This is a genomic window from Methylomicrobium sp. Wu6, assembly GCF_035916875.1.
Taxonomy (GTDB): Bacteria; Pseudomonadota; Gammaproteobacteria; order Methylococcales; family Methylomonadaceae; genus Methylomicrobium.
Window position 1 is genome coordinate 109,990 of the sequence record NZ_JAXUHN010000094.1, and the last position, 25,064, is coordinate 135,053.

The window sequence follows — 25,064 nt, forward strand, 5'->3', positions numbered from 1 at the left end:
ATGATTCCTCGGCAAACTCGGTTAGAATAGCACTTAAGAATAGCACTCAGCTCGCGTTGGTAGCGTGCATTCGCAAGAGAATTTTCTTAAAAAAATCACTTGCACTGACCGAGTCATTTGTGTTTCTAGTCGAAATTATCATTCTAATTGTGAACCTAACCGGGATTTGTTGTCAACCATGAAATGGGATCGGGCGCGAATAAAGATTATTCAGATGACTCAACAGCTTGTAATCTCAAGTCAAAGTAACTCGGCAGGCCCGCAAGACCGGTTTTTGCTGTCTGTAAGATAAAATGGGTAAAGCGATGTCGTTTTCGATTACATGGGTGGAGGGTTGTACCGGGCCGGCGCAAATCGTCGCGACGCAAACGCCTGCCGGTTTGTTGGCCTTGACGGTATGCGGGGATGTGATCGTGAATACCGATTGGCTGCTCGATCATGACATGGCGCCGCCTGTCAGCGAGTTCTGGCAGCGCGTGTTTGATGCCTACTGGTCCACGCCGGATCACACGATCGAGTTGAATCTGCTGGCGCAGGGCAGTCCTTACCGGCGCCGCGTATGGGGCGCACTCTGCCGGATCCCTTGCGGAACGACAGCCAGTTATTCGGCCTTGTCCAAAAACTTGGCGTCCTCGCCCCGCGCGGTCGGCAATGCCTGCCGCGACAATCCGTATGCGCCTATCATCCCGTGCCACCGGGTCGTTTCGGCATCCGGCATGGGCGGCTACTGTGGCGCCACCGAGGGCCCCTTGCTCGACATCAAGATCAAACTGTTACGTTTCGAGGCGGAACATTGCCGATGAGAGCCGCGGATGCGATCGACCAATATCTGGATGCGGCATGGGCAGAGCAGGGACTCAGCGAAAACACGCTGGCCGCCTATGGCAGCGACTTGCGGATTTTCGCGGGCTGGCTGAAAGGAAAATCGCTGCTCGAAGCCAATGGCGAGCAACTCTCGCGGTTCCTTGCATTCCGCTATCAGCAGGGCATCGGCAGTCGCTCCACCGCGCGTATTCTTTCGACCTTGCGCGGTTTTTACGGTTATCATTTGCGCGAAAACCGGATCGTCGCCGATCCGACCGCGCTGATCGAATCGCCTTACATCGGCCGGCCGTTGCCGCAGTCGTTGTCCGAAAAGGATGTCGAACGCCTCCTCGAAGCGCCCGAGGTTTCGAACGCGCGCGGCCTGCGCGATAAAACGATGCTCGAAATTTTGTATGCGACAGGACTTCGGGTGTCCGAACTGGTTGGGCTCACGTTCGAGCAGATCAGTTTCCGCCAGGGTGTGGTGCGCATCACCGGCAAAGGTGGCAAGGAACGGCTGGTGCCGGTTGGCGAAGTCGCGATGAGCTGGCTCGAAACCTACATGAACCAGGCGCGGCCGGACCTGCTCGTCGCGCGCCAATGCGATTATCTGTTCGTGACCAATCGAGCGGAAGGCATGACCCGGCAGGCCTTTTGGCATATCATCAAGCGGCATGCGAAAAAAGCCGGCATTGCCAAGGAACTGTCTCCGCATACCTTGCGGCACGCCTTCGCGACGCATTTGCTGAACCACGGCGCCGATTTGCGCGTGGTGCAATTGTTGCTCGGCCATGCGGACTTGTCGACCACGCAGATTTACACGCACATCGCGCGCGAACGGCTCAAAGATTTACATTCCAAATTCCACCCACGAGGCTAACCAAAATGACGCAACAGATTCACCCGACCGCTTATATCGGCTCCGATGTCAAGCTCGGAGACGGCATCATCGTCGGGCCGTTCGCGGTGATCGAGAGCGGAGCGGTGCTCGGCGATCACTGTGAGGTTGGCGCGCATGCGGTCGTGCACGGACATGTCAGAATGGGGGCGGGCAATATTCTACATCCCCATGCGGTGTTGGGCGGCCTGCCTCAGGACCTTGGCTTCAAGGCGGAAACGGTCAGCTGGCTGATCATCGGCGACAACAATGTGTTTCGCGAAGGCTTCACCGCGCACCGCGCGAGCAAGGAAAACGCCGAAACGCGGATCGGCTCCGACTGTTTTTTCATGAACAACAGCCATGTCGCCCACGATTGCTCGATCGGCGACAAAACGATCTTCGCGAACAATGTCGCGATCGGCGGCCATGTCGAAGTCGGCAATAATGTGTTCATGGGCGGTGCGGTCGTCGCTCACCAGTTTTGCAGGATCGGTGCGTATGCGATCGTGCAGGGCACCACCGGTCTGAACATGGACGTGATTCCGTTCATGCTGGTCGGCGGCCGGCCGGCGCGGCATTACCGGCTGAATACGGTCGGCTTGAGACGGGCCGGCATCACCGGCGAGCGCTACAATGTGCTGTCGGCAGCGTTTCGTCTGTTGAAAAATAAAAAAAGCCTGGATGCTCTGGAGGAAACCCCGGAGTTGAAGTTTTTGAAGGACTGGCTGGCCGTCAAATCCAAACGCGGCCTGCACGGATTTATCGAGGTATCGGCCGACTAGGAGGGTAGGGCGCTATAACTTTTCATAATGTGACGATCATGCATGACGATTTAATAGCGCTCGCCGAGCAGTTGGGCCAACAACTGTATAAGGCAGGCCACCTGCTGGCTCTGGCCGAATCCTGCACCGGCGGCTGGATTGCGCAAAGCATAACCGAAATCGCCGGCAGCTCTGCATGGTTCGACCGGGGCTTTGTGACCTATAGCAATGCCGCGAAAATCACGATGCTCGGTGTCAGTCAAAACACCTTGCAGCAGTATGGCGCGGTCAGTTCGCAAACCGCTTGCGAAATGGTTGCCGGCGCATTGGAACACAGCGACGCGGATATTGCCTTGGCCGTCACCGGAATCGCGGGTCCCGGCGGTGGTACGATTGAAAAGCCGGTCGGACTGGTATTCATAGCCTGGCAGTTGCGCGGGCATCCGTGCCGTTGCCTGGAACAGCATTTAGTAGGCGGCCGGCATGCGATACGGCGACAGACCGTGCAGAAGGCATTGCGGTGTTTGCTCGGCGCGTATGAGCCGGCCAATATGCCGGATACCTGAAACGCAAGGTATTCGCCACTTCAGTAACATCAGTTGGCTTAATCCATGCCTCTATCTGATTCCGATTAGCTGAATTCGACCGATTGTATTGAAAAAGGCGCGCTATTGATCAGTGTCATTGCAGTTTGAACTTTCAATAATATTTGCGGCCTAACCTTTTTACATAAAGAAAATGCAAAATATCGAACATAGGACCAAATGCATAAAAGGTGCAAGCAAGTGGTCTGGTTGCATAAGCAAGGGATTAAAGTCATGCAAAACGTGATGTTGACGAGGCTGACCTAGTTTTCAATTCATAGGTCATTTTTGCCGAGCGAAATAAACAGCGCTGAATTGTGGAAAAGATTAAAAGCCATTTTACAATCAGGACAAGATCAGTCCACCAATGAGCATCTATTTAAGATCAAATTAAGGCTTTATAGCGGAAAATAGAAGAAAGCGTTACCAGATGAAAACTATGAATAAGCAACCATCAAAAGACACGAAGATTGACGAAGATGTTACGTTGGCATCAAGACGTAAATTTTTGAAGAAGCTGGCGTGTGGATCTTTGATGGCATTGGGCGGATCCGAGGTTGCGGCAGCGGCTGTTCGACATGTCATCATTCCGGGGCGGCACGGGCACAGTCGTGCGCATGCACAACCGATCCACACTCATGCGCGACAAGTTCAGTCGCGTAATTTTACACAGCATACTCCGACACCCTATCTGCATGCTTCCGAATACAAAACACTTTCCTTCGAGCATACGCATACCGGCGATAAATTAAAATTAACCTATTTTGAAGACGGCAGTTATATTAAAGAAGCACTGCAAGAAATCAATTATCTGCTCCGCGACTTTCGTACCGATGATATTCATCCCATTGACACCGCATTACTGGATCAGCTGTTTTATCTGAAACAAACGCTTGGCGTTAATAAACCTTTTCACATCATTTCCGCTTATCGTTCTCCGTTTACCAATGCCCAGTTACACAAACATAGTCATGGGGTTGCGGAACATAGTTTTCACATGCAAGGCAGGGCTATCGACATAAGGGTTGAAGGCGTCTCATCCAAAACGATTAGAAACGCAGCGCTGACGATGGCGCAAGGCGGCGTGGGTTATTATCCACAGAGTAATTTTGTCCATTTAGATACTGGCAGGTTTAGAACCTGGTAGACAAGCGAATATCGCCTCCCGGCTCATCTTATGCTGCGAAACAGGAGTTGATTGGTCGCCTTACCCAAGCGGTGGAAGGTCTGATTTCCCGATCAACGCCGCTTGCTTCGATAAGCTGTTCTCGTAGCAATCAGCATTGGCTGTGGGGAAGTTGGTCATTTCTAAAAGGTTTACGGCATTATTAGAGAATCTTAGTAATCGAGTCCAATCCGAAAAACTGCACCAGATGACTGGAAGCTGATGCGTTAAATCAGCCAAACACGATGACTGGCGTACCGTTTTTGACGGTGCCGAAAAACCATTCCGATGTTGCTATAGACATTCGGACGCAACCGTGGGACACATTGTAGGCCGGAACTGACGGCGACCCATGAATTGCGTACCCGTCCTTGAAATACAAGGGGTTATAAAGCTTTCCGAGATCGCTTTCGCGCCAACCGGAAATTTTGTATTGAATGCGGAACGTGCCTCGAGGCGTATGGCCCACGCCGCAAATCCGTTCTCCCGATTTTTTCGACGTTTCGCAATACTTGCGATTCGAGCCCGTTGAGACTGCGATAACGCGGTTAAGTCCTTGCTCATCGAAAAACAGGAGTATTCCACGCTTAATATCGATCTCGATGCGAGGTAAACCCAACTCAGGATGAAGCCCTTCAGGAAGAATCGCTGCGTGCAATGCTTCCTGCGTTTCCAGCGTGTATGTGCCGGTGCGTTTCAGTTTGGCGTACTTCTGAAACGCCACGACGCCCTGCCACGTCTGTTGGTCGTAACGACCATCAACAGCACCCACGTCGTAACGAAGTTCCGCAAGCCGTTTCTCCAGAGCCAGCACCGCCTCGCCTCGCGAGCCGACTTTAAGCATCTTGGACGGGTGAAACGGACCCTGATCACGTGTCGTCGCCGGAGCGACTGAAGTTGCGAACGGAGCGTTTGTACTTCCGGGAAGGTCTGTCGTAGACGGTGGCGGTAATGTACCCACAACGGTCGCGGTCGTTTTGGCCGCGGGCCTGATCGGCCGCGCAACGGCTGCTGTCGGCCAGCCAAAGCATGAAACACCGGTGACGATCGCTGCGGTTACGATTATGGTGATAGCTCGCCAAGCGTTCATCTCCTTTGGTAGAGGTCCGCGCGGCGGGTTAGCAACCTTTTTCAACAACGAAACCTCCGTGCACGGCAAAAATCCTAACCCAGTGATTAACAAAACGGACAAATAGCGGGCTCGAAAGTCCGATCGCCAATCGGTTTCACTTTTTTGCGACAAAATAGGAGGCGAAATGGAATTGAGCGATGGATTGAGAGATTCTAAAAGGACATCCAGGTTGGGGCAAGTGTCGATTGGATTGTTTTGCCGGGATGCTACTTTCCTTAATGCGGCTGATGCGCATCGATCTGATGTGCGGATTGCAATTCGATCAAGCGGTTTGACGATAAATTTACAAAATTACAGGAAGAATCTTGTCGGTTTACCGGCTAATTTTTAACCGGTGCCAATAATGCAATAAATCATTGTTGTTTTAGAGCAGAAAACAGCCCGTCGGGAAAACCGCCGTGCATATTTTTATGCCTTATGAAGGGTGATTGTCACACTTCTTAATCCATTAATCGTCACTGTATTGAAACGATTTTACGCCATAGATGATCATAGTTGTATCGGCGACTCATACCAATATGCCTCCTGGATAATATTCAAGTGACTTTGTCAGACTTTAAAGAATCAACAACGCATGTTATCCAATTGTTAGGAGTGGTTCTGCTCAGTGGTTTAACCAGCAGTTGCCAGCATGTGGCATTTTTTCCCGATTTAATTGAAAATCCGGAGGTAACCGCAAATAGTGTCGCACCCGAATTACACCCGGAAACCGAAAGCAAATCAAAAACCATAGAGACCCATGTATTTCCGTTATCCGATGGTCAAACTATGGTCGGGACGATTGCCGCGGTCAACACGCGCGAAGGTGACACATTGTCTGATATTGCCCGGCATTTCGGTCTTGGTTATAACGATATTAGCAAAGCCAACCCCGCTATTGCTCCCTGGACGCCCGCGACGGGTAGCCGTGTATTATTACCCTTACAATTTATTCTACCCAGTACTCCCCATAAGGGTATTGTTCTGAATCTGGCGAAAATGCGATTGTTTTACTATCCCAAAAAGCAGCCAGATAAGGTGTTCGTTTATCCTGTCGGCATCGGTCGGCAAGGATGGAACACGCCTTTGGGCTTAACCAGCATCGTTGCTAAAAAAGCCAATCCAAGCTGGGTTGTACCCGTATCCATTCAGCAGGAGCATACACAAAAAGGCCATTCTTTACCTAAAGTAGTATCCCCGGGACCTGATAATCCCTTGGGGCTTTATGCAATGCGCCTCGGTTTTCCCGGTTATCTGATCCACGGCACCAACAAGCCTTATGGGATCGGGATGCAAATTAGCCATGGCTGTGTGCAACTTTACCCAGAGGATATTGCTGTGCTGTTCAAAAAAGTATCGGTAGGAATGCCGGTGCGGATAATTCACCAGCCCTATCTAGCGGCTTGGCATCAGGACATGCTTTATCTTGAAGCCAACGAACCGCTGTCAAAATGGATTCATGATAAATCCCGACTAAAAAAACAGTTACTTAAACAATTGCATGAAATCAGCTCAAAAAAGCATGTTACTATCGATTGGGAGAAAGTCGAGCGCATTGTTCAGCGATCGGATGGCATTCCTACGCCGATTCTTGCGCAAAGCCCGGACCTGGCAGACATCGCGGCAAACGCAGTGCAGTTGGAGCATCCTGAACAACTCTATCAACAACCTATTGTTGCAGAATTAAAGGATAGCGACTGGTCGATTTTGGTGGCTAGCTTCGATAACGAGACGGAAGCACAAAAACTGGCAACCATGCTCAATCATCAGGGGCCGATCATACCTACGCGTAAAATTCGAAAAGACAATGCCTATCAGGTCATCGCTGGGCCTTTTAAAAACAAAAAAGAAGTGAAAGCCGTCGCGAAACGCATTCGGATAGATTTCGAAATTGATGTTGAGCCGTTAAAACCGCGTTTAATTTCAGAAAACTAGCACGATAATCTTAAAGTCGACTCTTGAAAAGAATGCATGACAAAGCGAAGGTCAAGGCTCCATAAGCAAAGGCTTCGTAGCCGTCACCGGGACCTGCCCGACGCATTTCAATACACATTCATCGATCGATTTTTTGACAATCGCCGGGCGGAAGCTTTGATCGACTTTCAGCCAACGGTCCGCGACCGATTCGGATAAGCCTTCTTCAAGGATCGCTTGGCGCAGAATTTGCTCGCGCAGATCGGCCATATCTTCTGTGATGAACATATGCATGTGCACGAAGGCCGGGGTGTCGCCGGTGTAGTTGTTCGGGCCGTTAAAGGCGGCGACCATGAACTGGGTCTGTTTGGCGATCAACACCTCTTCGGACTTGCCGAAAAAGAATTGTCCGAGCCAGGGATGGTTGAACATTACTTCGTAAAAGCGCTCGTGGACGCGGTAAACGCCTTCCTCGCCGCCGATTTCGTGCAACAAATTCGGGTCGTAGGTGCTTTCGTCATACTGCGGACGGGTTTCCATACGGCGGTCGGCCGTGGTCATCGCCTGCTTCATCACTGCGGCGACTTCGTCGAAAACGCCGTTCCAGGCCTCTTGCAATTGCGGCGTGAAGCGGTCGCCAAGATGCTGTTCAAGGGCCTTTAGCAGCGCCTGCTTTAGTGTATCGAAATGCTCGATTTGCGCGCCGTATTTAATAAGATGGCGTTCGCCCAGTTTGACGACCGATTCGGCGATATTCTCGAGATATTTGACGTTCTGCAGCGCGGCCAGCATATTGAAAAACTTCCGGTTCAGAAACACGGTGTTGCCCGGTAAGAACTTTTTGAGATTGATGTCGAGATGAAACAGTTCGCGGAAGAACAGGCGCGAAAGTTCTTCGCGGGTGTCCGCGATTTCGTCGATACAGTTTTTAACTAATATTCTTTGGGTTTTCATGACTAAATCATATTAATGAGTTATTGGTGGATGCGTTCTCGTATTGGTTCATCCGAGTATTTGCTGAATCATTTCGATTTCATCCTTGGCAATATCCAGAATCGCGATGCTGTCGTTCGCGTCGAGATGGCGCGCGATTTTTTTATAGGCGGGCAGGGAGCCGATTTTGGGCAGCGTTTTAATATCGACTTTGCCGATCAAGCTATGGAATTGTGCCAGCATCACGATGTCGGCATAATCGGATGGTTTGGCGGTATCGCGCAGCCAATTTTCCGAGTGGGTCACGACATCCTCAAAATCGGCCGGAAAATTCCATTGCCGGATAATATTCAGGCCGGTCGGTTTATGCAGCCTGGCTAACGTTTCATTAAGATGATTTAGATTCAGGGCCAATTCGTTGTGCCGATCGGCAAAGATCAATATCGGGACCTTGCCGATATCATGAATTAATCCGGCCAGCATCGCGCGGTCGGGGTCGAAACCTTTCGCCTTGTGCGCCAGTACCGCGCTGATCGATGCGACAAAGCTGCTGTGCGTCCACAATTCGATCATTTTATGGCGGATGAACGGCGACTTGGCGGCAAAGACCGTTTTCAGCGAGAATGCGGTGATGATGTCTTGCGCAGCCTTCAGACCTAGCCGGGTGATTGCTTCCGGGCAGCTTTCGATGGTTTTGCGGCCACGGTACAAGGGGGAGTTAGAGATCTTGATCAGGCGCGCGGTCAGCGAGAGATCGACTTGTACGATGCGGGCGATCTTGGTGCTGTTGGCTTTTTCATCATTAATCGCGCGGCGGATTTTGAACGCGACTTCGGGAATCGTCGGCAGGATCAATGCATTTTTTTCGAGATCCTTGCAACACGCCTGCAACAGCTTATTTTCGGCCGGGCCGGCGCCGGAGTCTTTTATTATCGGTTCGGCAACTTCTTGCATCGGAATAGCTTAAAATTCGGACATGTGGGATAAGTTTAGTTTAAAATTTCCATCTTTGCGTAAAGCCGAGCAGCCAAGATTTTTTTATCATGTACGATTCATCGACCGAAGTCATCACTACCTTAACCACGATACGGGACTATATCCGTTGGGCGGCCAGCCGCTTTACCGATGCCAAGGCCTATTTTGGCCACGGCTCTCTGACCGCGATCGACGAGGCGGCGGCATTGATATTGCACACGCTGCATCTGCCTTATAACGTGTCGTCGTATTATCTGGAGGCGGTATTGACCCATCCGGAAAGACAGGCGGTGATTGATATCGTCGAACGCCGTGTCAACGAAAGAAAACCCGCCGCGTATCTGACGCATGAAGCTGTTTTTGCGGGCCTGCCATTTTATATTGATGAGCGGGTCTTGGTGCCGAGGTCGCCGATCGCGGAACTGATCGAACAGCGTTTTGCGCCGTGGGTCGAGGAAGACCGGGTCGATAATATTCTGGATTTGTGCACCGGCAGCGGCTGCATCGCGATTGCCTGCGCTTATGCGTTTCCGACCGCGGCAGTCGATGCGGTCGATTTGTCGCCCGATGCCTTGGCGGTGGCCAAGATCAATGTTGCCAAGCATCAGTCCGAGGATTCGGTCACGCTGTATCAGTCCGATTTATTTGAAGGACTGCCGGGCAACCAATACGACATTATCGTCAGCAATCCGCCTTATGTGGCGATCGCCGAATGGGAAAGCCTGCCGGCCGAATACCACGCCGAGCCTAAAATGGGCTTCACCGGCGGCAAGAGCGGTCTGGACATTGTGCTGCGCATTCTGGCCGAAGCGAACCATTATTTGACCGAGCATGGCATCCTGGTCGCCGAGGTTGGCAGCAGCGCGCAAACGCTACAGGATACGTTCCCTGACATTCCTTTTTACTGGCTCGATTTCGAGCGCGGCGGCGACGGGGTGTTTTTACTGACTGGCGAACAACTCGCGCTCTATCACGATCAATTCATCGCGGCTTTGAATTAATATGTCTGGCAATACCTTCGGAAAATTGTTTACCGTCACCACCTTCGGCGAAAGCCACGGGCCCGGGCTCGGCTGCATCGTCGATGGTTGTCCGCCGGGGCTGGAATTAAGCGAGGCCGACATTCAGCACGACCTCGATCGTCGCAAGCCCGGTACCTCCCGGCACACGACGCAGCGGCGCGAAGCCGATGAAGTGAAGATATTGTCCGGCGTATTCGAGGGCAGAACCACCGGTACGCCGATCGGCCTGCTGATCGAAAACACCGATCAGCGTTCAAAGGATTATACGAAAATCGCCGAGTCGTTTCGGCCCGGCCATGCCGATTACACCTATCAACATAAATACGGCTTCCGGGATTACCGCGGCGGCGGCCGTTCGTCGGCGCGCGAAACCGCGATGCGGGTCGCGGCGGCCGCAATCGCGAAAAAATATCTGCGGGAAAAGGTCGGCATCGAGATTCGCGGCTATCTGGCGCAGTTGGGCCCGATCAAGATCGACAAGCTGGATTGGTCGGTCGTGAATACAAACCCATTTTTTTGCCCGGATGTGGAGCGCGTTCCTGAACTCGAAAAATTTATGGATGCGCTACGCAAAGAAGGCGAGTCGATCGGTGCGCGCATCAACGTGGTCGCGACGAATGTGCCGCCGGGCCTCGGCGAGCCGATTTTCGACCGGCTCGATGCGGACCTCGCGCATGCACTGATGAGCATCAATGCGGTCAAGGGTGTCGAGATCGGCGACGGTTTCGCCTGCATCGACAGCAAGGGCACCCAGTTTCGCGACGAGATCACACCGGACGGTTTCTTGAGCAATCATGCGGGCGGCATATTGGGCGGCATTTCGAGCGGCCAGGATGTTATCGCCAGCATTGCGTTGAAGCCGACTTCGAGCCTGCGACTCCCCGGCAGAAGCATCAACGTGCGCGGCGAGTCGATCGAAGTCGTCACCGAGGGGCGTCACGATCCTTGCGTCGGCATTCGCGCAACGCCGATCGCGGAGGCGATGATGGCGATCGTGATCATGGATCATTATCTCCGGCATCGGGCGCAGAATAGCGATGTGCGGTCCGGCTTACCGATTTTAAGATAAGCCCGATTGGCGCAAAAGTGTATCGCTTTGCGCCTGAGACCCGCCCCATCCGGCCAAATGGCCTTTATCCTGAACTGTTTTGATGTCCGTTCCCTATTGGCGCCTGTCGGGTTTTTATCTGTTTTATTTCGCGACGCTCGGCGGCTTTTTGCCCTATTGGAACCTGTACCTTAAACATCTCGGTTTCGATGCGGTGCAAATCGGCAATTTGTCGGCGGTGCTGGTCGGAACCCGGATCATCGCACCGAATTTTTGGGGCTGGATCGCGGACCGGACCGGCAGAAATCTGCGTCTGATTCGGCTGACGCTGTTTTCCTCGGCCATGGCATTTTCGTGGTTTTTAGTTGCGCGCGGTTATCTTGGGATGGCAGTCTGCACCTTCGGTTTTGGCGCTTTCTGGAACGCGTCGTTGCCGCTTTTCGAAGCGGTTACCCTGGAGAATCTCGGCAACGATGCGCACCGCTACAGCCGGATTCGGCTCTGGGGCTCGGTGGGATTCATCTTGACGGTGCTGGGCCTTGGGTGGTGGTTTGACCATCGTTCGTTTATACAGTTGCCGTTGTTCATTATCACGCTGCTGCTGTTGAACTGGATCGTGACGCTGATGCTGCCGCGGGCCGCTCCTCGTCCGGCGCACGTTTCCACTTCCGGTGTGCTGTCCGTATTGAAACGCCCCGAAGTGCTGGCTTTTCTGGTGGTATCGATGTTGTTGCAGGCCGCGCATGGGCCATATTATGTTTTTTATTCGATCTATCTTCAGCAGTTGGACTATTCTGCCGCAACGACCGGCAGTCTATGGGCGTTGGGCGTATTCGCGGAGATCATTCTTTTCATTTTCATGCGGCCCTTGCTCGGCCGCTTCAGCCTGCGGAGCATTCTGCTCTGGAGTCTGCTGTTGGCGACGGCGCGCTGGTTGCTGATCGGTTGCTATGCGGGCAATCCGATATTTCTCGTATCGGCACAGTTGCTGCATGCGGCGAGCTTCGGTTCCGCCCATATTGCTGCGATCCATTTGGTGCAGCACTATTTTGGAGAACAGCATCTGAGCAAGGGGCAGGCGTTGTACAGCAGTTTCAGTTTCGGAATCGGCGGCATGCTGGGCAGTCTGTACAGTGGTTATTTCTGGGATGTGCTGGGCGCCGCCATAATTTTTGCGATCGCGGCACTATTGTCTTTTCTGGCTTTTGTGATCGCCTGTGCAGGGATGCGAGGAAGCATGGCGAAATCGTCGCAGCAAGGCTAGAATAGCGGGTTTAGGGGATTTCGTGACTTGGCAAACTTTTTTGAATAACAAGGTGTAATGTGTTTGAAATAATTAAAAGCGGCGGCTGGATGATGTTGCCCTTGATAATCTGTTCGATCGGCGCGATGGGCATTGTGGCGGAACGGTTCTGGACTCTGCAGCGCAACAAAATCATACCGCAGGATCTGGTTGTGCAGGTGTGGAAACTGCATCGTGAAAACAGGCTCGATGAAATGACGCTGCGCCGGCTGAAAACCAGTTCCCCCTTGGGCCGCATCATCGCGTCCGGTATCGTGGACAGTGCGCACGGCCGCGAGATGATGAAAGAATCGATTGAAGACGTGGGGCGTCAGGTGACTCATGATCTCGAGCGCTTTCTCGATGCACTGGGCACGATCGCCGAAATTTCACCCTTGCTTGGCTTGTTGGGCACCGTGTTCGGCATGATTGAGATTTTTTCCGAACTGATGCAGCATGGCGCGGGCGATCCGACGGTCCTCGCGGGCGGTATTTCGGTCGCGCTGATCACAACCGCGACCGGCCTGACCGTCGCGATTCCTAGCTTGATTTTTCATCGCTATTTCCTGCGCCGAGTCGATGATTATGTGATCAGTATGGAAATGGAAGCATTGCGGCTGATCGAAATGATGCATGGCGAGCGCGAGGCGGTTTTATGAATTTCCAGCGTAGAAAAAGGCGAAAAATCGATATTACATTGATATCGATGATCGATGTACTTTTTGTACTCTTGCTTTTTTTTATGGTATCCACGACGTTCAACCGGCAAACTCAAGTCAGCATCAAATTGCCTGAAGCCAGCGCTTCCGAGGCTGAAGCGCTGCCAAAATCGATTACGTTAGTGATCGATGCGGACGGCCTGTATTATATGAAGGGTGCCGACGGCATGCTGCATCAACTGATCGATCAAAAGCCGGAGACTCTGCTGCGCGAGTTGCAAAAAATGGCTGCCAACTTGACCGACCTGCCGTTCATCATCAGCGCGGACGGCAAGACGCCGCATCAGGCGGTGATCAGCGCGCTCGATGCGGCAGGCCGCGCCGGGTTTACGCATATTACTTTCGAAGCGCAGCAGCCTAAACAGGACGAATGAAACTTTGGCTGTCGCGGCAGGCGGCACGAATCTGGTATCAGAAAACTTGCGTCGGTGCTTTGTTGTGGCCTTTGAGCGAATTATTCGAAGGCATCGTCAAGCTGCGCCGGGCGTGTTACCGTCGTGGTTTGTTGAAAACCACAACGTTTCAGGTGCCGGTGATCGTGGTCGGCAATATCACGGTCGGCGGTTCGGGCAAGACGCCGTTGATCATCTGGCTGGCGCGGTTTTTAAAAGAACAAGGTTTTTACCCGGGCATTGTGAGCCGAGGCTATGGCGGCAAGCCGGATAAGTGGCCGCAATGGGTCGACGCCGGGAGCGATGCCAGTGCAGTCGGCGATGAAGCGCTGCTGATCGCGGTGAAGACCGGTTGCCCGATGACGGTGTCGCCGATTAGGGTCGAAGCCTGTCAATTGCTGCTCGAAAGGGCGCATTGCAATGTGGTGTTGTCCGATGACGGCTTGCAGCATTACGCGCTCGGCAGAGCGATCGAGATCGCGATGATCGATGGCGAAAGGCGCTTCGGCAATGGCTGGTGTCTGCCGGCCGGCCCTTTGCGGGAGCCGGTGACAAGACTCGGCGAAGTCGATTTGGTCGTCGTGAACGGCTGCGAGGCGCAGCCGAATGAATTCACGATGCGGATGACAGGGCGGGAAGCGGTAAATCTTGTGACTGGGCAATGCAAACCGCTGGCTGAATTTAAGGGTGGGGCTTGTCATGCAGTGGCCGGTATCGGGTATCCGGCGCGATTTTTTAACCACCTGGAAACTGCCGGGCTGGCCTGTATCCGGCATGATTTTCCAGATCATTTTGCCTTTCAGCGTCAGGATGTCGAATTCAGCGATACGCTTCCGGTTCTAATGACCGACAAGGATGCGGTAAAATGTAAAGAATTTGCCAATGAAAAGCTTTGGGCTGTTCCGGTGCAGGCGGAAGTTGATCCCGCTTTTGCCGTACGGTTAATCGAATTATTAAGTGAGAAGCATGATAGATAAAAAATTGCTCGACATTCTGGCTTGTCCAATCTGCAAGAGTTCGCTGATTTATGATAAAGCCAAACAGGAATTGATTTGCAAGCCCGACCGGCTGGCCTTTCCGATTCGCGACGATATTCCGGTGATGCTGGAGGATGAGGCGCGTGCGCTGAGCCTAGAAGAAGCCGAAGCTCTGAGCAAATAATGAGCGTTCGCTTCAAAGTCGTGATTCCGGCGCGCTACGGTTCCACCCGGCTGCCCGGCAAACCGTTGTTGGCTATCGCCGGCAAACCCATGATCGCGCATGTCTGCGAGCGCGCCCGTGAGGCGGATGCGGACGAGATCGTCGTCGCGACCGATGATGAGCGTATTTATCGGTTCGTTCGGGAATTGGGCCTCAACGCGGTAATGACTCGAGCCGATCATCAGAGCGGTACCGAAAGGATCGCGGAAGTGGCCGAGCAGTTGGGCTGGGCCGGCGATGACATCATCGTGAATCTGCAAGGTGATGAGCCGTTAATCGATCCGGCTTACCTGCGCGCCGCCGCGGCCGTGCTAGCCGGCCAGCAGCGGGCCGGCATTGCGACACTGGCGGCCGAAATTCGGAACAGCGAGGAAATCTTCAATCCGAACGCGGTCAAGGTCGTCCTGAACCGGAACGGCTACGCGTTGTATTTCAGCCGCGCGCCGATTCCCTGGGATCGGGACGGATTTGCTGCCGGCAACAGAACTTTGATAGGCAACATGCCTTATTACCGGCACATCGGCATGTATGCGTACACGGTCGATTTTTTGCGGCGTTACTGCAACTGGGACGCTTCCTTGCTGGAGAAAACCGAATCGCTCGAACAGCTCCGTATTTTGTGGCACGGCGAAGCGATCGCGGTCAGCATAGTCGATAAAATTCCGCCGGCCGGTGTGGATACGCTTGAAGACTTGCAGCGCGTCGAGCAGTTTCTCGGTTCGGCGGACTAGAATATACTGTCGATCAACGACGGACCCTTTAATTATTTTTTCGTATAGATCTGAATAAATGGACCAATTTCCCCGCATCAGCCGCTTGCCCCCCTATGTTTTCAACATCGTGAACGAACTGAAGGCCAAAGCGCGAGCGGCGGGCGAGGATATTATCGATTTCGGCATGGGCAATCCGGATCAGCCGACGCCGGATCATATCGTGAACAAGATGCTCGAAGCGGCGAAACGGCCGGACACGCACCGCTACTCGATGTCGAAAGGCATACCTCGCCTGCGCAAGGCGATCTGCACCTGGTACAAGAACCGCTTCGATGTCGACCTGGACCCGGAAAGCGAGGCGATCGTCACGATCGGCTCGAAAGAAGGTCTCGCGCATCTGGCGCTGGCGACTTTAGGCCCCGGCGACGTGGTGCTGGTGCCGAATCCGGCCTATCCGATCCATCCTTACGGAGTCGTGATCGCGGGCGCCGATTTGCGTCATGTGCCCTTGGTTCCGGGCGTCGATTTCATCGAGGAATTGCAGCGCGCGATCGTCGAAACCTGGCCGAAGCCGAAGATGCTGATCCTGAATTTTCCGGGCAATCCGACCAGTCAATGCGTCGAGCTGGACTTTTTCGAAAAGATTATCGAACTCGCGAAAGAACACAAGATCTGGGTCGTGCACGATATCGCCTATATCGACATCGTCTTCGACGGCTACAAGGCGCCTTCGATCCTGCAGGTTCCCGGCGCGAAAGATATCGCGGTCGAATTTTTCTCGCTGTCGAAGAGCTATAACATGCCGGGCTGGCGCGTCGGCTTCATGTGCGGCAACAAGAAGCTGGTCGGCGCCTTGGCGCGGATCAAGTCCTATCTCGACTATGGCACCTTTACCCCGATCCAGATTGCCGCGATTACCGCACTCGAAGGACCGCAGGACTGCGTGCATGAAATCGCCGCGATGTACCAGCGCAGGCGCGACGTGCTCTGCGAGGGCCTGAACGCGGCCGGCTGGCCGGTCGAGAAGCCGAAGGCGACGATGTTCGTGTGGGCGCCTATCCCCGAGCCTTACAAAGAAATGGGATCCCTCGAATTTTCGAAAAAGATGTTGCACGAGGCGAAAGTCGCGGTCGCGCCCGGTATCGGCTTCGGCCAGTATGGAGACGATCATGTCCGCTTCGGCCTGATCGAGAACGAACACCGTACCCGGCAGGCGGTCCGCGGCATTCGCCATATGATGAAGAAGGACAAGGTTGTATAATAGCCGGCTAGGTCAATGCAGGGTACGCTGCGCGTACCTTTCTTGCGCATTCAGTCGGATAAAAAATGGTACGCGCAGCGTGCCCTACAACTATTTCGGGAGTTTGTTTTGAAACCGGTAAAAGTCGGAATATTGGGACTAGGGACGGTCGGCGGCGGCACGGTCAATGTCCTTACACGCAATGCGGCCGAGATTGCCCGCCGGGCCGGGCGCGAAATTATCGTGACTCGCGCGTCGAGCCGGGATCTGGGCAAACCGCGTATCTGCAATACCGAAGGTATTGCGGTCACGACCGATCCTTATGATGTGATCAACGACCCTGAAATCGACATCGTGCTCGAATTGATCGGCGGTGCTGGCCCCGTCAAAGACATGGTGTTGGCCTCGATTGCGAACGGCAAGCATGTTGTTACCGCTAACAAGTCGCTGATCGCTCTGCATGGCAACGAGATATTCGCGAAAGCCAGCGCCAAGGGTGTGATCGTCGCATTCGAGGCGGCGGTCGCCGGCGGCATTCCGATCATCAAGGCAATACGCGAGGGTCTCAGCGGCAATCAGATTCAATGGCTGGCCGGCATCATCAACGGCACCGGCAATTTCATCCTGACCGAGATGCGAGAAAAAGGCCGCGATTTTGCGGATGTGCTTGCCGAAGCGCAGGCCTTGGGCTATGCCGAAGCGGATCCGACCTTCGATGTCGAAGGTATCGATGCCGCGCACAAATTGACGATTCTGGCTTCAATCGCTTTCGGCATTCCGCTGCAGTTCGACAAGGTCTATACCGAAGGCATCACCAAGATAACCCGCGTCGATGTCGAATATGCCGAACAGTTGGGCTACCGGATCAAGCATCTGGGTATCGCGCGCAAGACTGATGAAGGCATCGAACTGCGCGTGCATCCGACCCTGATCCCCGAGCGCCGGCTGATCGCGAACGTGAATGGCGTGATGAATGCGGTGCTGGTTAAGGGCGATGCGGTCGGGCCGACGCTCTATTATGGTGCCGGCGCTGGCGCCGATCCGACTGCCTCGGCCGTGGTTGCCGATGTGATCGACGTGGTCCGGGCATTGACCAGCGATCCGGAAAACCGGGTGCCGCATCTGGCCTTCCAGCCCGACGCGATCAAGGAAATTCCGATACTTTCTCCGGACCGCTTCAAGTCGGCTTATTATCTGCGCCTGAACGCCGAAGACAAGCCCGGCGTATTGGCCGACGTGACCAAAATTCTGGCCGACCATCAGATCAGCATCGAAGCGATCATTCAGAAAGAGCCGCTGGCGAATGAGACGGCGGTGCCGATCATCCTGCTGACCCAAATCACGCTCGAAAAAGAAATGAACGATGCGATCGCCAAGATCGAAGCCTTGCCAACCGTAACCGGCCAAGTCTGCCGGATTCGCCTGGAAACCCTGGGATAAATGACACATGTCTAATGCAAAACATTACACCGGTCTGATCGACCGTTACCGCGATCGTCTGCCGGTTTCGGCCTCGACGCGCATCATCAGCCTGAACGAAGGCAACACGCCGCTGATTCAGTTGCAGAACATCCCGCGCCTGGCGGGCAAGGATGTCGACATCTACGTCAAATTCGAAGGCCTGAATCCGACCGGTTCGTTCAAGGACCGCGGCATGACGATGGCGGTCACCAAGGCAGTCGAGGAAGGCAGCCGCGCCATCATCTGCGCATCGACCGGCAATACTTCGGCAGCGGCGGCGGCTTACGCCGCGCGCGCCGGCATCAAGGCCTTCGTGATTATCCCCGAAGGCAAGATCGCCCTCGGCAAGCTCGCGCAGACTCTGATGTACGATGCGACGATTCTCCAGATCCGGGGGAATTTCGACCAGGGCATGAATCTGGTTAAGGAAGTCGCCGCTCACGCGCCGGTCACGATCGTGAATTCGATCAATCCTTACCGGATCGACGGCCAGAAGACTGCGTCGTTCGAAATCATCGACGCGCTCGGCGAGGCGCCGGACTATCACTGTCTGCCGGTCGGCAACGCGGGCAACATCACCGCCTACTGGAAAGGCTACAAGGAATATTCGACCGACAGCGAGACGCATAAGGCGGTGACTCGGAAACGTCCGGTCATGTGCGGCTATCAGGCGGCCGGCGCCGCGCCGTTCGTGGCCGGCCATATGATCGACAACCCGGAAACGATCGCAACCGCGATCCGGATCGGCCATCCGCAGTCCTGGGATTTCGCCTGGGCCGCGCAAAAGGAATCTGGCGGCTGGTTCGACAAATTCACCGACGAAGAGATTCTCGAAGCGCAAAAGCTGCTGTCGCAATATGAGGGCATCTTTTGCGAACCGGCATCGGCGACTTCGGTGGCCGGCGCCTGGCGCGACATTCGCAACGGCAAAATTCCCGAAGGCAGCAAGATCGTTTGTACGCTAACCGGTGCCGGTTTGAAAGATCCGGATACCGCAATCAAGCAATGCTCGGCGGCGCGCACCTTGACGATCGAAGCCGAGCTCGATGCGGTCAAACGGGCGATTTTGGACCATATGTAAAATCGCCTGTCATATTCAAAAGCATAAAATTTTTCTTGCTATCAGCTAGCTGAGGCCGGGTTGCCTGGTTTTTGGCAACCCGGCAGTTTAGATTCAATGTCTGGCTGATCTTGTCAGCCCAGCTCGCTTCTTTTTCTTGAGGATACTTTCATGCCCTCAGATTCCCAGCCTCCTATCCGCGAACACATAGCCAATCTGGCGTTTGGCGCTGTCGGCGTCGTTTTTTGCGATATCGGCACCAGCCCGCTCTATGCGCTGAAGGAAGTTTTCCAGGATGGTGTCGCGGTCGAAAAAATCCATGTCTTCGGCGTTCTGTCGCTGATCTTCTGGTCGCTGACGCTGGTCGTATCGTGCAAATACACGCTTTTCATCATGCGCGCTAACAATAAAGGCGAGGGCGGCATCATGGCGTTGATGGCGCTGGCCTTGAGTGGCTGCAAGGATGATACTCGGAAAGCGGCGTCGGTCGTCACGCTCGGCATCCTCGGCGCTGCGCTGTTTTTCGGAGACATCATCATCACGCCCGCAATTTCGGTGCTTGGCGCGGTCGAGGGACTGCAAATCATTTCGCCTCCCATGAACGGCAAGGTCTGGCCGATCGCGCTGCTGGCGCTGGGTGGTCTGTTCATTTTTCAATCCTCGATAACGGCAAAAGTCAGCAAAATTTTTTCGCCGGTGATGTGTGTGTGGTTCGGCTCGCTTGCCTTGATGGGATTGACCAATCTGATGCAGCATCCGGATGTTCTGCTCGCGGTCAACCCTTATTACGCAGTGCAATTTTTGTGCGAAGTCGGCTGGAAAGGTTTTCTGGTCATGGGAGCGATCGTGCTGGTGATTACCGGCGCCGAGGCGCTCTATGCGGATATGGGACAGTTCGGTTTGAAACCGGTCCGCTTCGCTTGGTTCGGTTATGTATTTCCTGCCTTGCTGCTGAATTATTTCGGCCAAGGCGCCTTGCTGATCGAACAGCCTGAGGCGGTGCAAAATCCATTTTATTTACTAGCGCCTACTTGGGCGCGATTTCCGCTGCTGATTTTGGCCACGCTTGCGGCAGTGATTGCCTCGCAAGCAGTCATTTCCGGGGCCTTCTCGGTGACCCGTCAGGCGATTCAGCTCGGTTATTGTCCGCGCCTGAATGTATTGCATATCTCGGATGGCGGAAAGAGCCGAGTCTATTTGCCGGCCGTCAATTGGCTCTTGATGCTGGCTGTGACCACGTTGGTGTTCAATTTTCAATCGACTTCGGCACTGGCGTCCGCTTATGGCATCGCGGTGACCGGTACGATGATTGTCGATTCGGTATTGGCTTTTATCGTGATCCAGGCGCTCTGGCAATGGCAAAGAACCACGAGCCTGGCTTTTTTGGCGATATTTCTGGCGATCGACTTCCAGTTTCTGTTTGCGAACAGCCTGAAGATCCAGACCGGAGGTTGGGTGCCGTTGGGGGTCGGCGCACTCGTCTATATCGTGATGACCACCTGGGCCAAAGGACGCGCATTGCTGCTTGAATATATGGAGGAGAAGCATTTATTGTTCGAGGAGATCGAGCAGGAAATCGCCGGCAACCTCGTGACTGTCGAAGGCACTGCGATTTATCTCGCAAGAACGCTAAAAGGCGTGCCGCCGGTGCTGTTGCACAATCTCGAACACAATCACGCGCTGCATGAACAGATCATCGTGCTGACCATCGTCACCAAGGACGAGCCTTATGTGGATGAAGCGCACCGGGTTAAGATTCGAATGTTCGGTAAAACCCGTAAATTTTACCGGGTGAAACTGTATTATGGCTTCAAGCAAAACGCGGATGTGCGCCGAGTGCTCGAACTATTGAACAGGGAAGGCCTAGTTTTCGATCCGAAAAAGGTTTCATTTTTTATCGGCAGCGAGCACGTTTCGTTTCGGATGCGCAGTCCGATGCCGCCCTGGCGACGCGGTCTATTTTGTTTCTTGTTCGACAACTCAACGAGTCCGATCGACTTTTTCAAGATCCCGGTGGATCGCGTGGTCGAGTTGGGGGTTAGGGTTGAGCTTTAGCCATCTGAATTTATTCGTCAAACAGATATCCGGGGCCGTGGCGGTGAACGCCACGCGTCGATTCTAGATATGGCCGCCCAAAAACCGAACCTTGGTTTAAGTGAAAAAGCAACTCTATGGTAATCGCCCCCAGGAGGAACATGATATAAGCGCTGCGCCAGGGCAGGGTTCATGACACGATCGTGATGGTCGATCTGGGCGATTTGCGCGAGGGAGTCTGGCCCGATCATGTCATCGACTTGGCTAAAGCCATGATGCCGCTGGCAGGAATCAAGCTGAAAGGGATCGGCACCAACCTGGCCTGTTTCGGAGGCACTGTGCCGACCCGAAACAACATGCGCTATCTTTCCGAATTGGCTGGCGAAATCGAGCGGGCCTGCGCGCTATCGCTGGAATGGGTTGCGGGCCTAAATTCCAGCGGCCTGATCCTGCTGTCCGAGGGAAGGCTGCCTGCGCGCATCAATTATGCCCGGATAGGAGAGGGTATCCTGCTGGGGCGCGAAACCACCCGCAGAAACGCCTGGCCCGGCACCTATCAGGATGCCTTCGTGCTGCAGGCCGAAGTCGTCGAGTTGAAAAAGAAGCCTTCGGCGTTTAACGGCGAGCGTGGAGAAGACGCCTTCGGCGGCCATCCGAATTTCGAGAATCACGGCGACATTTTGCACGCGCTGGTCAATATCGGCAGGCAGGATGTCAATGTCGAAGGCATCACGCCGGTTGAGCCGGCCGCGCTGGTCGGCGCATCCAGCTCGGCGACATCTTGTCCTTCAATCTCAATTACGCAGCACTGCTGGCGGCGATGACCTCGCTCTACGTCGAAAAGCGTTGCTTCCGCGGCGGCTTGTTCGATCACCGCGTCATGTCCGCCTAGCATCGATTCCGCCCCCCGTCGCCTGACCAGGGTCCGCCCGCATCCGGATCGGTTGAGTCCATAACATCAGGCTGTTTGAGCAACAGGGAGCGGAACACGGCAAGTGCGATTCTGCATCAAGGCCAATGCCTACGGTCATGGAGCTGAGATCGTCGTCCGGCATCTTCAGCACACGACTTTGTGCGTTCCCGATGTCTCTGAGGTGGTCGTCTTGCAGGATTGCGGTTTGGAGGCGACATGCGTCGTGTTGTCGGCGAAGTTTGGGTTATTGCAATAGGCACGATCGGGGCGGGTTGAGGGTGAGTAGCCGGATAACTATTGAGCTGATTGGTCGAGCGATGCCTGAATTTTATCGGCCAGCGAATTTACGCCTCTTTGAGTGACTTTTTCGTGGCTGCCTTTGAGTTCAATCGCATAGCTTGCAACAAGCGATGAGTTTTTTACCTGAATCACATTCGCCAGCAGATAGGAAAACAAAAAGCTGGGTTTGCTATGCTGGCCGACAATCACCCAGTCGGCGCCGAACTGCTCGCCCAATTTGGCGGCAAGTTCATGGAAGCGGAACAGATAGCCGAAGCCCGAATTGGCGGCGGCTTGATCGTTGGCATCGATCCGAATGATTTCGTAATCGCCGGCCCGGCTGAGTGCTTGTTCCAGCAATGGCCGAATGGATGCGGTGCGCACTTGTTCCTGGGGCGTATGGGGTAGTGACGTGATATCGTTCAGTTCAAAGCTCAAAATCGCGATGCGGGGCGCGGCCTGTCCGGAAGGGCTGGCCAGCAATAGAATAGACAGGACGGTTCCCGTTAATGTCAACCGGTTCATGGTGTTCTCCTGGCGAGTGTGAGTCAATTTAACGCTGACTGCGTCTGGTTTTTGTATAAATTAATGAAATCCTGCATACTCAATGTGGCAATTACGTTCCCGTCATCATCCAGAATCTCATAGAGTACGCCCTCGTTACCGCGAATGCTGAAATAGACGACCGCATCCTGATCTCCGCCGCCTTCCCGATGCGGTTCGTCAATGGGCAGGCTGGAGGTGTAACTGCCGACCGGCCTGATTTCCTTGAGTCTGCCATCGGCTTCATACAGGCGATGCTCGCCTTGTATAACAAAGGTTTTATTCAGGGCCTTATGCCTGTGCAGCACAATCTGCCGGTGTGCGGCAAACTTAAAAATTATGTCGATAATCTTGTTCTGCTCGTCAATATCAAGAATCGAATAAAGCAAATGCTCGATATCGCCCAAGGTTTGCCATTTGATGTCTGCGTTTTCAAAAAGGTGGCCGGACATGGGATTTTTCCTTATGGTTGTTAGGGTTCTGAGGATCGAGTGTTTTTTAATTGCCTTGGGCTTATGATGCGGCTCCAGGCAAGCAACAATTTATGACATGATGGAGGGGCCGTAAACCGAGATTTGCCTGCAAAGTACGGGCAATTTGCCCGCGTTCGATCAAACCTCTTTTCAGAGCGCTTCGCGTCTCTTAGAATGCAGTTTACCGCCGGATAGGTAGCCAGGCAGACCGATCATGAATCTACAATTCCATTTATTGTCCCGTATCGTTGTGGGCGCCTTGGTGTGCTTGTTGGCTACGTCCGCCTATGTGCTGTATCGCAGTGACCGGCAATCCATACAGAGGACGCAGGACACCGCTGAATCGCTGGGCAAGCAACTGGACTTTCAGTTGTTGCGGATCAACGCCGGTTTTGGCCAAGCCCGCCAGTTTCCTGATTTTGCGCTCTGGAAGCAGACTGCCAGCGCGCCTGGAATTTGTGTCCGCTTTGTGCCGGTAGACGCTTCAGTCCCATACAGTCTGTGCAACGGGGCCAAACCGTCTACGCACGGATGGCCGGATGTGTTCGAGACTTTTTACCGTCGGTTTTTCAATCCCGGTTTTGAGATAAGCCGACCGATTGCATTTAATGACCGGGTTTATGGTTCGCTGACGGTTGCTTCCAGTGTCGAGATGGACATAGAGCAGACCTGGAGCAATATCTGCGACCTGATGGGGCTGTCTGCGATTACCGTTTTGGCGGTTTGCGCATTGGTTTATCTAAGTATCGAGCGGGCCTTACGCCCGGCAGGCATTATTGTCTCCGCATTGGAAACGATGGGAAAAGGCAATTTAGCTTATCGTCTGCCAACGTTTGAATTGCTTGAATGGCAACGTACTGCCGCCGCCATCAATCAACTCGCGGCCAGTCAGCAGCAACTTTTAGAAGAACGCCAAAAGCTCGCCGTCAAGCTTATCAATATGCAAGAAGAAGAGCGCCGCTATCTGGCGCGCGAACTGCATGACGAGTTCGGTCAATGTCTGGCCGCCATCAACGCCGTCGCCGCATCGATTGCCCATAGCGCAGAGCAACAGGGCTCGGCGTTGATCGATGAAGCCGAGCATATCGGCCGAATCAGCCAGCGAATGATGGGCGGCGTGCGTGGGTTGCTGGGGCGTTTGCGCTCCGCCGAGCTCGACGAACTGGGGCTTGCCGCCAGTCTGAATAGCCTGGTAGCGGGATGGAATACACGTAGCGGCGGCCGGACCCGTTATCGGCTGAACATCGTCGGCGACTGTGCCGCGCTGCCTGAGCCGCTGGCGGTTACGCTGTTTCGGATTGCTCAGGAGTGCCTAACCAATATTGCGAAACATGCGGCTGCAGCGACGGCCAACGTGACGCTGACTGTCGGCAAGGATGTGGTCACTTTGACCGTCCAGGACGACGGCATCGCCAACGCACAGCCTTTTGTCGAGGGGCCGGGCATCGGCCTGCTCGGCATCCGCGAGCGCGTCACTGCGTTGCAGGGCCATCTAGCGCTTGCAATCGTCCAGCCGCACGGTTTGCGGGTCGAAGCCGAATTGCCGATTGAGGCGTAG

At 54.0% G+C, this 25,064-nt stretch carries 27 protein-coding genes; 21 read left to right on the forward strand and 6 right to left on the reverse strand.

Annotated elements, in window-relative coordinates; all coding sequences use genetic code 11:
• Nucleotides 1-305 precede the first annotated feature (305 nt).
• From U2W12_RS18445 to U2W12_RS18465, 5 genes are all read left to right on the forward strand, one after another.
• Nucleotides 306-803 carry an MGMT family protein gene (locus U2W12_RS18445; RefSeq protein ID WP_326502161.1) on the forward strand — a complete coding sequence of 166 codons (498 nt, stop codon included), beginning with the start codon at nucleotides 306-308 and terminating at the stop codon, nucleotides 801-803.
• Nucleotides 800-1,684, forward strand: coding sequence for a site-specific tyrosine recombinase XerD (xerD, locus tag U2W12_RS18450; protein ID WP_326502162.1), 885 nt, complete (start codon nucleotides 800-802; stop codon nucleotides 1,682-1,684). The genes U2W12_RS18445 and xerD overlap by 4 nt, the downstream gene beginning before the upstream one ends.
• Nucleotides 1,685-1,689: 5 nt before the next feature.
• On the forward strand, nucleotides 1,690-2,466 hold the full coding sequence (gene lpxA, locus U2W12_RS18455; RefSeq protein WP_326502163.1) for an acyl-ACP--UDP-N-acetylglucosamine O-acyltransferase: 777 nt from the start codon (nucleotides 1,690-1,692) through the stop codon (nucleotides 2,464-2,466).
• Between the two features lie 38 nt (nucleotides 2,467-2,504).
• Nucleotides 2,505-3,011 (forward strand): CinA family protein, encoded by a 507-nt coding sequence (locus tag U2W12_RS18460; protein WP_326502164.1) that lies wholly within the window; start codon nucleotides 2,505-2,507, stop codon nucleotides 3,009-3,011.
• Nucleotides 3,012-3,468: 457 nt separating this feature from the next.
• Entirely contained in the window at nucleotides 3,469-4,176 is a 708-nt protein-coding gene (locus U2W12_RS18465) for a DUF882 domain-containing protein (protein ID WP_326502165.1), read from the forward strand.
• A 250-nt stretch (nucleotides 4,177-4,426) separates the two neighbouring features.
• Here U2W12_RS18465 and U2W12_RS18470 read toward each other — a convergent pair whose 3' ends face one another.
• Together U2W12_RS18470 and U2W12_RS18475 are read right to left on the reverse strand one after the other, a co-directional pair.
• A complete protein-coding gene (locus tag U2W12_RS18470; protein WP_326502166.1) occupies nucleotides 4,427-5,038 on the reverse strand; it encodes a L,D-transpeptidase family protein in 612 nt (203 codons plus the stop codon).
• Between the two features lie 25 nt (nucleotides 5,039-5,063).
• Nucleotides 5,064-5,276: a hypothetical protein gene (locus U2W12_RS18475; protein WP_326502167.1), complete on the reverse strand. Its 213-nt coding sequence runs from the start codon at nucleotides 5,274-5,276 to the stop codon at nucleotides 5,064-5,066.
• Between the two features lie 590 nt (nucleotides 5,277-5,866).
• Here U2W12_RS18475 and U2W12_RS18480 point away from each other — a divergent pair.
• A complete protein-coding gene (locus U2W12_RS18480) occupies nucleotides 5,867-7,240 on the forward strand; it encodes a L,D-transpeptidase family protein (RefSeq protein ID WP_326502168.1) in 1,374 nt (457 codons plus the stop codon).
• Between the two features lie 51 nt (nucleotides 7,241-7,291).
• Here U2W12_RS18480 and U2W12_RS18485 read toward each other — a convergent pair whose 3' ends face one another.
• Nucleotides 7,292-8,173: a globin domain-containing protein gene (locus U2W12_RS18485; RefSeq protein WP_326502169.1), complete on the reverse strand. Its 882-nt coding sequence runs from the start codon at nucleotides 8,171-8,173 to the stop codon at nucleotides 7,292-7,294.
• Nucleotides 8,174-8,221: 48 nt separating this feature from the next.
• Nucleotides 8,222-9,106, reverse strand: a complete 885-nt coding sequence (locus U2W12_RS18490) for an HDOD domain-containing protein (protein ID WP_326502170.1) — start codon at nucleotides 9,104-9,106, stop codon at nucleotides 8,222-8,224.
• Between the two features lie 89 nt (nucleotides 9,107-9,195).
• On the opposite strand from U2W12_RS18490, the gene prmB reads away from it, so the two are divergent.
• The 14 genes from prmB (at nucleotide 9,196) to U2W12_RS18560 (ending at nucleotide 22,467) form a co-directional block, all read left to right on the forward strand.
• Entirely contained in the window at nucleotides 9,196-10,128 is a 933-nt protein-coding gene (gene prmB, locus U2W12_RS18495; protein WP_326502171.1) for a 50S ribosomal protein L3 N(5)-glutamine methyltransferase, read from the forward strand.
• 1 nt (nucleotide 10,129) lies between these two features.
• A complete protein-coding gene (aroC, locus tag U2W12_RS18500) occupies nucleotides 10,130-11,218 on the forward strand; it encodes a chorismate synthase (RefSeq protein ID WP_326502172.1) in 1,089 nt (362 codons plus the stop codon).
• An 82-nt stretch (nucleotides 11,219-11,300) separates the two neighbouring features.
• Nucleotides 11,301-12,461, forward strand: a complete 1,161-nt coding sequence (locus U2W12_RS18505) for an MFS transporter (protein ID WP_326502173.1) — start codon at nucleotides 11,301-11,303, stop codon at nucleotides 12,459-12,461.
• Between the two features lie 59 nt (nucleotides 12,462-12,520).
• Complete coding sequence (locus U2W12_RS18510; protein ID WP_326502174.1) at nucleotides 12,521-13,138, forward strand: MotA/TolQ/ExbB proton channel family protein; 618 nt, start codon at nucleotides 12,521-12,523, stop codon at nucleotides 13,136-13,138.
• On the forward strand, nucleotides 13,135-13,572 hold the full coding sequence (locus U2W12_RS18515; RefSeq protein ID WP_326502175.1) for a biopolymer transporter ExbD: 438 nt from the start codon (nucleotides 13,135-13,137) through the stop codon (nucleotides 13,570-13,572). Before U2W12_RS18510 ends, U2W12_RS18515 begins: the two co-directional genes overlap by 4 nt.
• Nucleotides 13,569-14,567: a tetraacyldisaccharide 4'-kinase gene (gene lpxK / locus U2W12_RS18520; protein WP_326502176.1), complete on the forward strand. Its 999-nt coding sequence runs from the start codon at nucleotides 13,569-13,571 to the stop codon at nucleotides 14,565-14,567. The genes U2W12_RS18515 and lpxK overlap by 4 nt, the downstream gene beginning before the upstream one ends.
• A complete protein-coding gene (locus tag U2W12_RS18525) occupies nucleotides 14,560-14,751 on the forward strand; it encodes a Trm112 family protein (RefSeq protein ID WP_326502245.1) in 192 nt (63 codons plus the stop codon). Before lpxK ends, U2W12_RS18525 begins: the two co-directional genes overlap by 8 nt.
• Nucleotides 14,751-15,521: a 3-deoxy-manno-octulosonate cytidylyltransferase gene (kdsB, locus tag U2W12_RS18530; protein ID WP_326502177.1), complete on the forward strand. Its 771-nt coding sequence runs from the start codon at nucleotides 14,751-14,753 to the stop codon at nucleotides 15,519-15,521. The genes U2W12_RS18525 and kdsB overlap by 1 nt, the downstream gene beginning before the upstream one ends.
• A gap of 58 nt (nucleotides 15,522-15,579) precedes the next feature.
• The gene (alaC, locus tag U2W12_RS18535; RefSeq protein WP_326502178.1) at nucleotides 15,580-16,764 is read left to right on the forward strand and encodes an alanine transaminase; all 1,185 of its coding nucleotides are present in this window, start codon (nucleotides 15,580-15,582) and stop codon (nucleotides 16,762-16,764) included.
• 108 nt (nucleotides 16,765-16,872) lie between these two features.
• Entirely contained in the window at nucleotides 16,873-18,183 is a 1,311-nt protein-coding gene (locus tag U2W12_RS18540; RefSeq protein WP_326502246.1) for a homoserine dehydrogenase, read from the forward strand.
• A 7-nt stretch (nucleotides 18,184-18,190) separates the two neighbouring features.
• The gene (thrC, locus tag U2W12_RS18545; protein ID WP_326502179.1) at nucleotides 18,191-19,285 is read left to right on the forward strand and encodes a threonine synthase; all 1,095 of its coding nucleotides are present in this window, start codon (nucleotides 18,191-18,193) and stop codon (nucleotides 19,283-19,285) included.
• Between the two features lie 150 nt (nucleotides 19,286-19,435).
• Nucleotides 19,436-21,319, forward strand: a complete 1,884-nt coding sequence (locus tag U2W12_RS18550) for a potassium transporter Kup (protein ID WP_326502180.1) — start codon at nucleotides 19,436-19,438, stop codon at nucleotides 21,317-21,319.
• Between the two features lie 152 nt (nucleotides 21,320-21,471).
• Nucleotides 21,472-22,122 (forward strand): alanine racemase, encoded by a 651-nt coding sequence (locus tag U2W12_RS18555; RefSeq protein ID WP_326502247.1) that lies wholly within the window; start codon nucleotides 21,472-21,474, stop codon nucleotides 22,120-22,122.
• Nucleotides 22,123-22,293: 171 nt separating this feature from the next.
• Nucleotides 22,294-22,467, forward strand: coding sequence for an alanine racemase (locus U2W12_RS18560; RefSeq protein WP_326502181.1), 174 nt, complete (start codon nucleotides 22,294-22,296; stop codon nucleotides 22,465-22,467).
• 38 nt (nucleotides 22,468-22,505) lie between these two features.
• On the opposite strand, the gene U2W12_RS18565 is transcribed toward U2W12_RS18560, so the two are convergent.
• Both U2W12_RS18565 and U2W12_RS18570 read right to left on the reverse strand, forming a co-directional pair.
• Complete coding sequence (locus tag U2W12_RS18565) at nucleotides 22,506-23,015, reverse strand: DUF2380 domain-containing protein (protein ID WP_326502182.1); 510 nt, start codon at nucleotides 23,013-23,015, stop codon at nucleotides 22,506-22,508.
• 23 nt (nucleotides 23,016-23,038) lie between these two features.
• Nucleotides 23,039-23,485 carry a regulator gene (locus U2W12_RS18570; protein WP_326502183.1) on the reverse strand — a complete coding sequence of 149 codons (447 nt, stop codon included), beginning with the start codon at nucleotides 23,483-23,485 and terminating at the stop codon, nucleotides 23,039-23,041.
• A 235-nt stretch (nucleotides 23,486-23,720) separates the two neighbouring features.
• On the opposite strand from U2W12_RS18570, the gene U2W12_RS18575 reads away from it, so the two are divergent.
• Nucleotides 23,721-25,064, forward strand: a complete 1,344-nt coding sequence (locus U2W12_RS18575; RefSeq protein WP_326502184.1) for a histidine kinase — start codon at nucleotides 23,721-23,723, stop codon at nucleotides 25,062-25,064.

Bases quoted from the DNA above. Each gene is read 5' to 3' on its own strand.
- prmB (WP_326502171.1), top strand. From the start codon at position 9,196: ATGTACGATTCATCGACCGAAGTCATCACTACCTTAACCACGATACGG.
- xerD (WP_326502162.1), top strand. From the start codon at position 800: ATGAGAGCCGCGGATGCGATCGACCAATATCTGGATGCGGCATGGGCA.
- U2W12_RS18515 (WP_326502175.1), top strand. From the start codon at position 13,135: ATGAATTTCCAGCGTAGAAAAAGGCGAAAAATCGATATTACATTGATA.
- U2W12_RS18445 (WP_326502161.1), top strand. From the start codon at position 306: ATGTCGTTTTCGATTACATGGGTGGAGGGTTGTACCGGGCCGGCGCAA.
- lpxA (WP_326502163.1), top strand. From the start codon at position 1,690: ATGACGCAACAGATTCACCCGACCGCTTATATCGGCTCCGATGTCAAG.
- U2W12_RS18490 (WP_326502170.1), bottom strand. From the start codon at position 9,106: ATGCAAGAAGTTGCCGAACCGATAATAAAAGACTCCGGCGCCGGCCCG.
- alaC (WP_326502178.1), top strand. From the start codon at position 15,580: ATGGACCAATTTCCCCGCATCAGCCGCTTGCCCCCCTATGTTTTCAAC.
- U2W12_RS18465 (WP_326502165.1), top strand. From the start codon at position 3,469: ATGAATAAGCAACCATCAAAAGACACGAAGATTGACGAAGATGTTACG.
- U2W12_RS18485 (WP_326502169.1), bottom strand. From the start codon at position 8,173: ATGAAAACCCAAAGAATATTAGTTAAAAACTGTATCGACGAAATCGCG.
- U2W12_RS18570 (WP_326502183.1), bottom strand. From the start codon at position 23,485: ATGTCCGGCCACCTTTTTGAAAACGCAGACATCAAATGGCAAACCTTG.
- kdsB (WP_326502177.1), top strand. From the start codon at position 14,751: ATGAGCGTTCGCTTCAAAGTCGTGATTCCGGCGCGCTACGGTTCCACC.
- U2W12_RS18565 (WP_326502182.1), bottom strand. From the start codon at position 23,015: ATGAACCGGTTGACATTAACGGGAACCGTCCTGTCTATTCTATTGCTG.
- U2W12_RS18575 (WP_326502184.1), top strand. From the start codon at position 23,721: ATGAATCTACAATTCCATTTATTGTCCCGTATCGTTGTGGGCGCCTTG.
- lpxK (WP_326502176.1), top strand. From the start codon at position 13,569: ATGAAACTTTGGCTGTCGCGGCAGGCGGCACGAATCTGGTATCAGAAA.
- U2W12_RS18460 (WP_326502164.1), top strand. From the start codon at position 2,505: ATGCATGACGATTTAATAGCGCTCGCCGAGCAGTTGGGCCAACAACTG.
- U2W12_RS18470 (WP_326502166.1), bottom strand. From the start codon at position 5,038: ATGCTTAAAGTCGGCTCGCGAGGCGAGGCGGTGCTGGCTCTGGAGAAA.
- thrC (WP_326502179.1), top strand. From the start codon at position 18,191: ATGTCTAATGCAAAACATTACACCGGTCTGATCGACCGTTACCGCGAT.
- U2W12_RS18505 (WP_326502173.1), top strand. From the start codon at position 11,301: ATGTCCGTTCCCTATTGGCGCCTGTCGGGTTTTTATCTGTTTTATTTC.
- U2W12_RS18550 (WP_326502180.1), top strand. From the start codon at position 19,436: ATGCCCTCAGATTCCCAGCCTCCTATCCGCGAACACATAGCCAATCTG.
- aroC (WP_326502172.1), top strand. From the start codon at position 10,130: ATGTCTGGCAATACCTTCGGAAAATTGTTTACCGTCACCACCTTCGGC.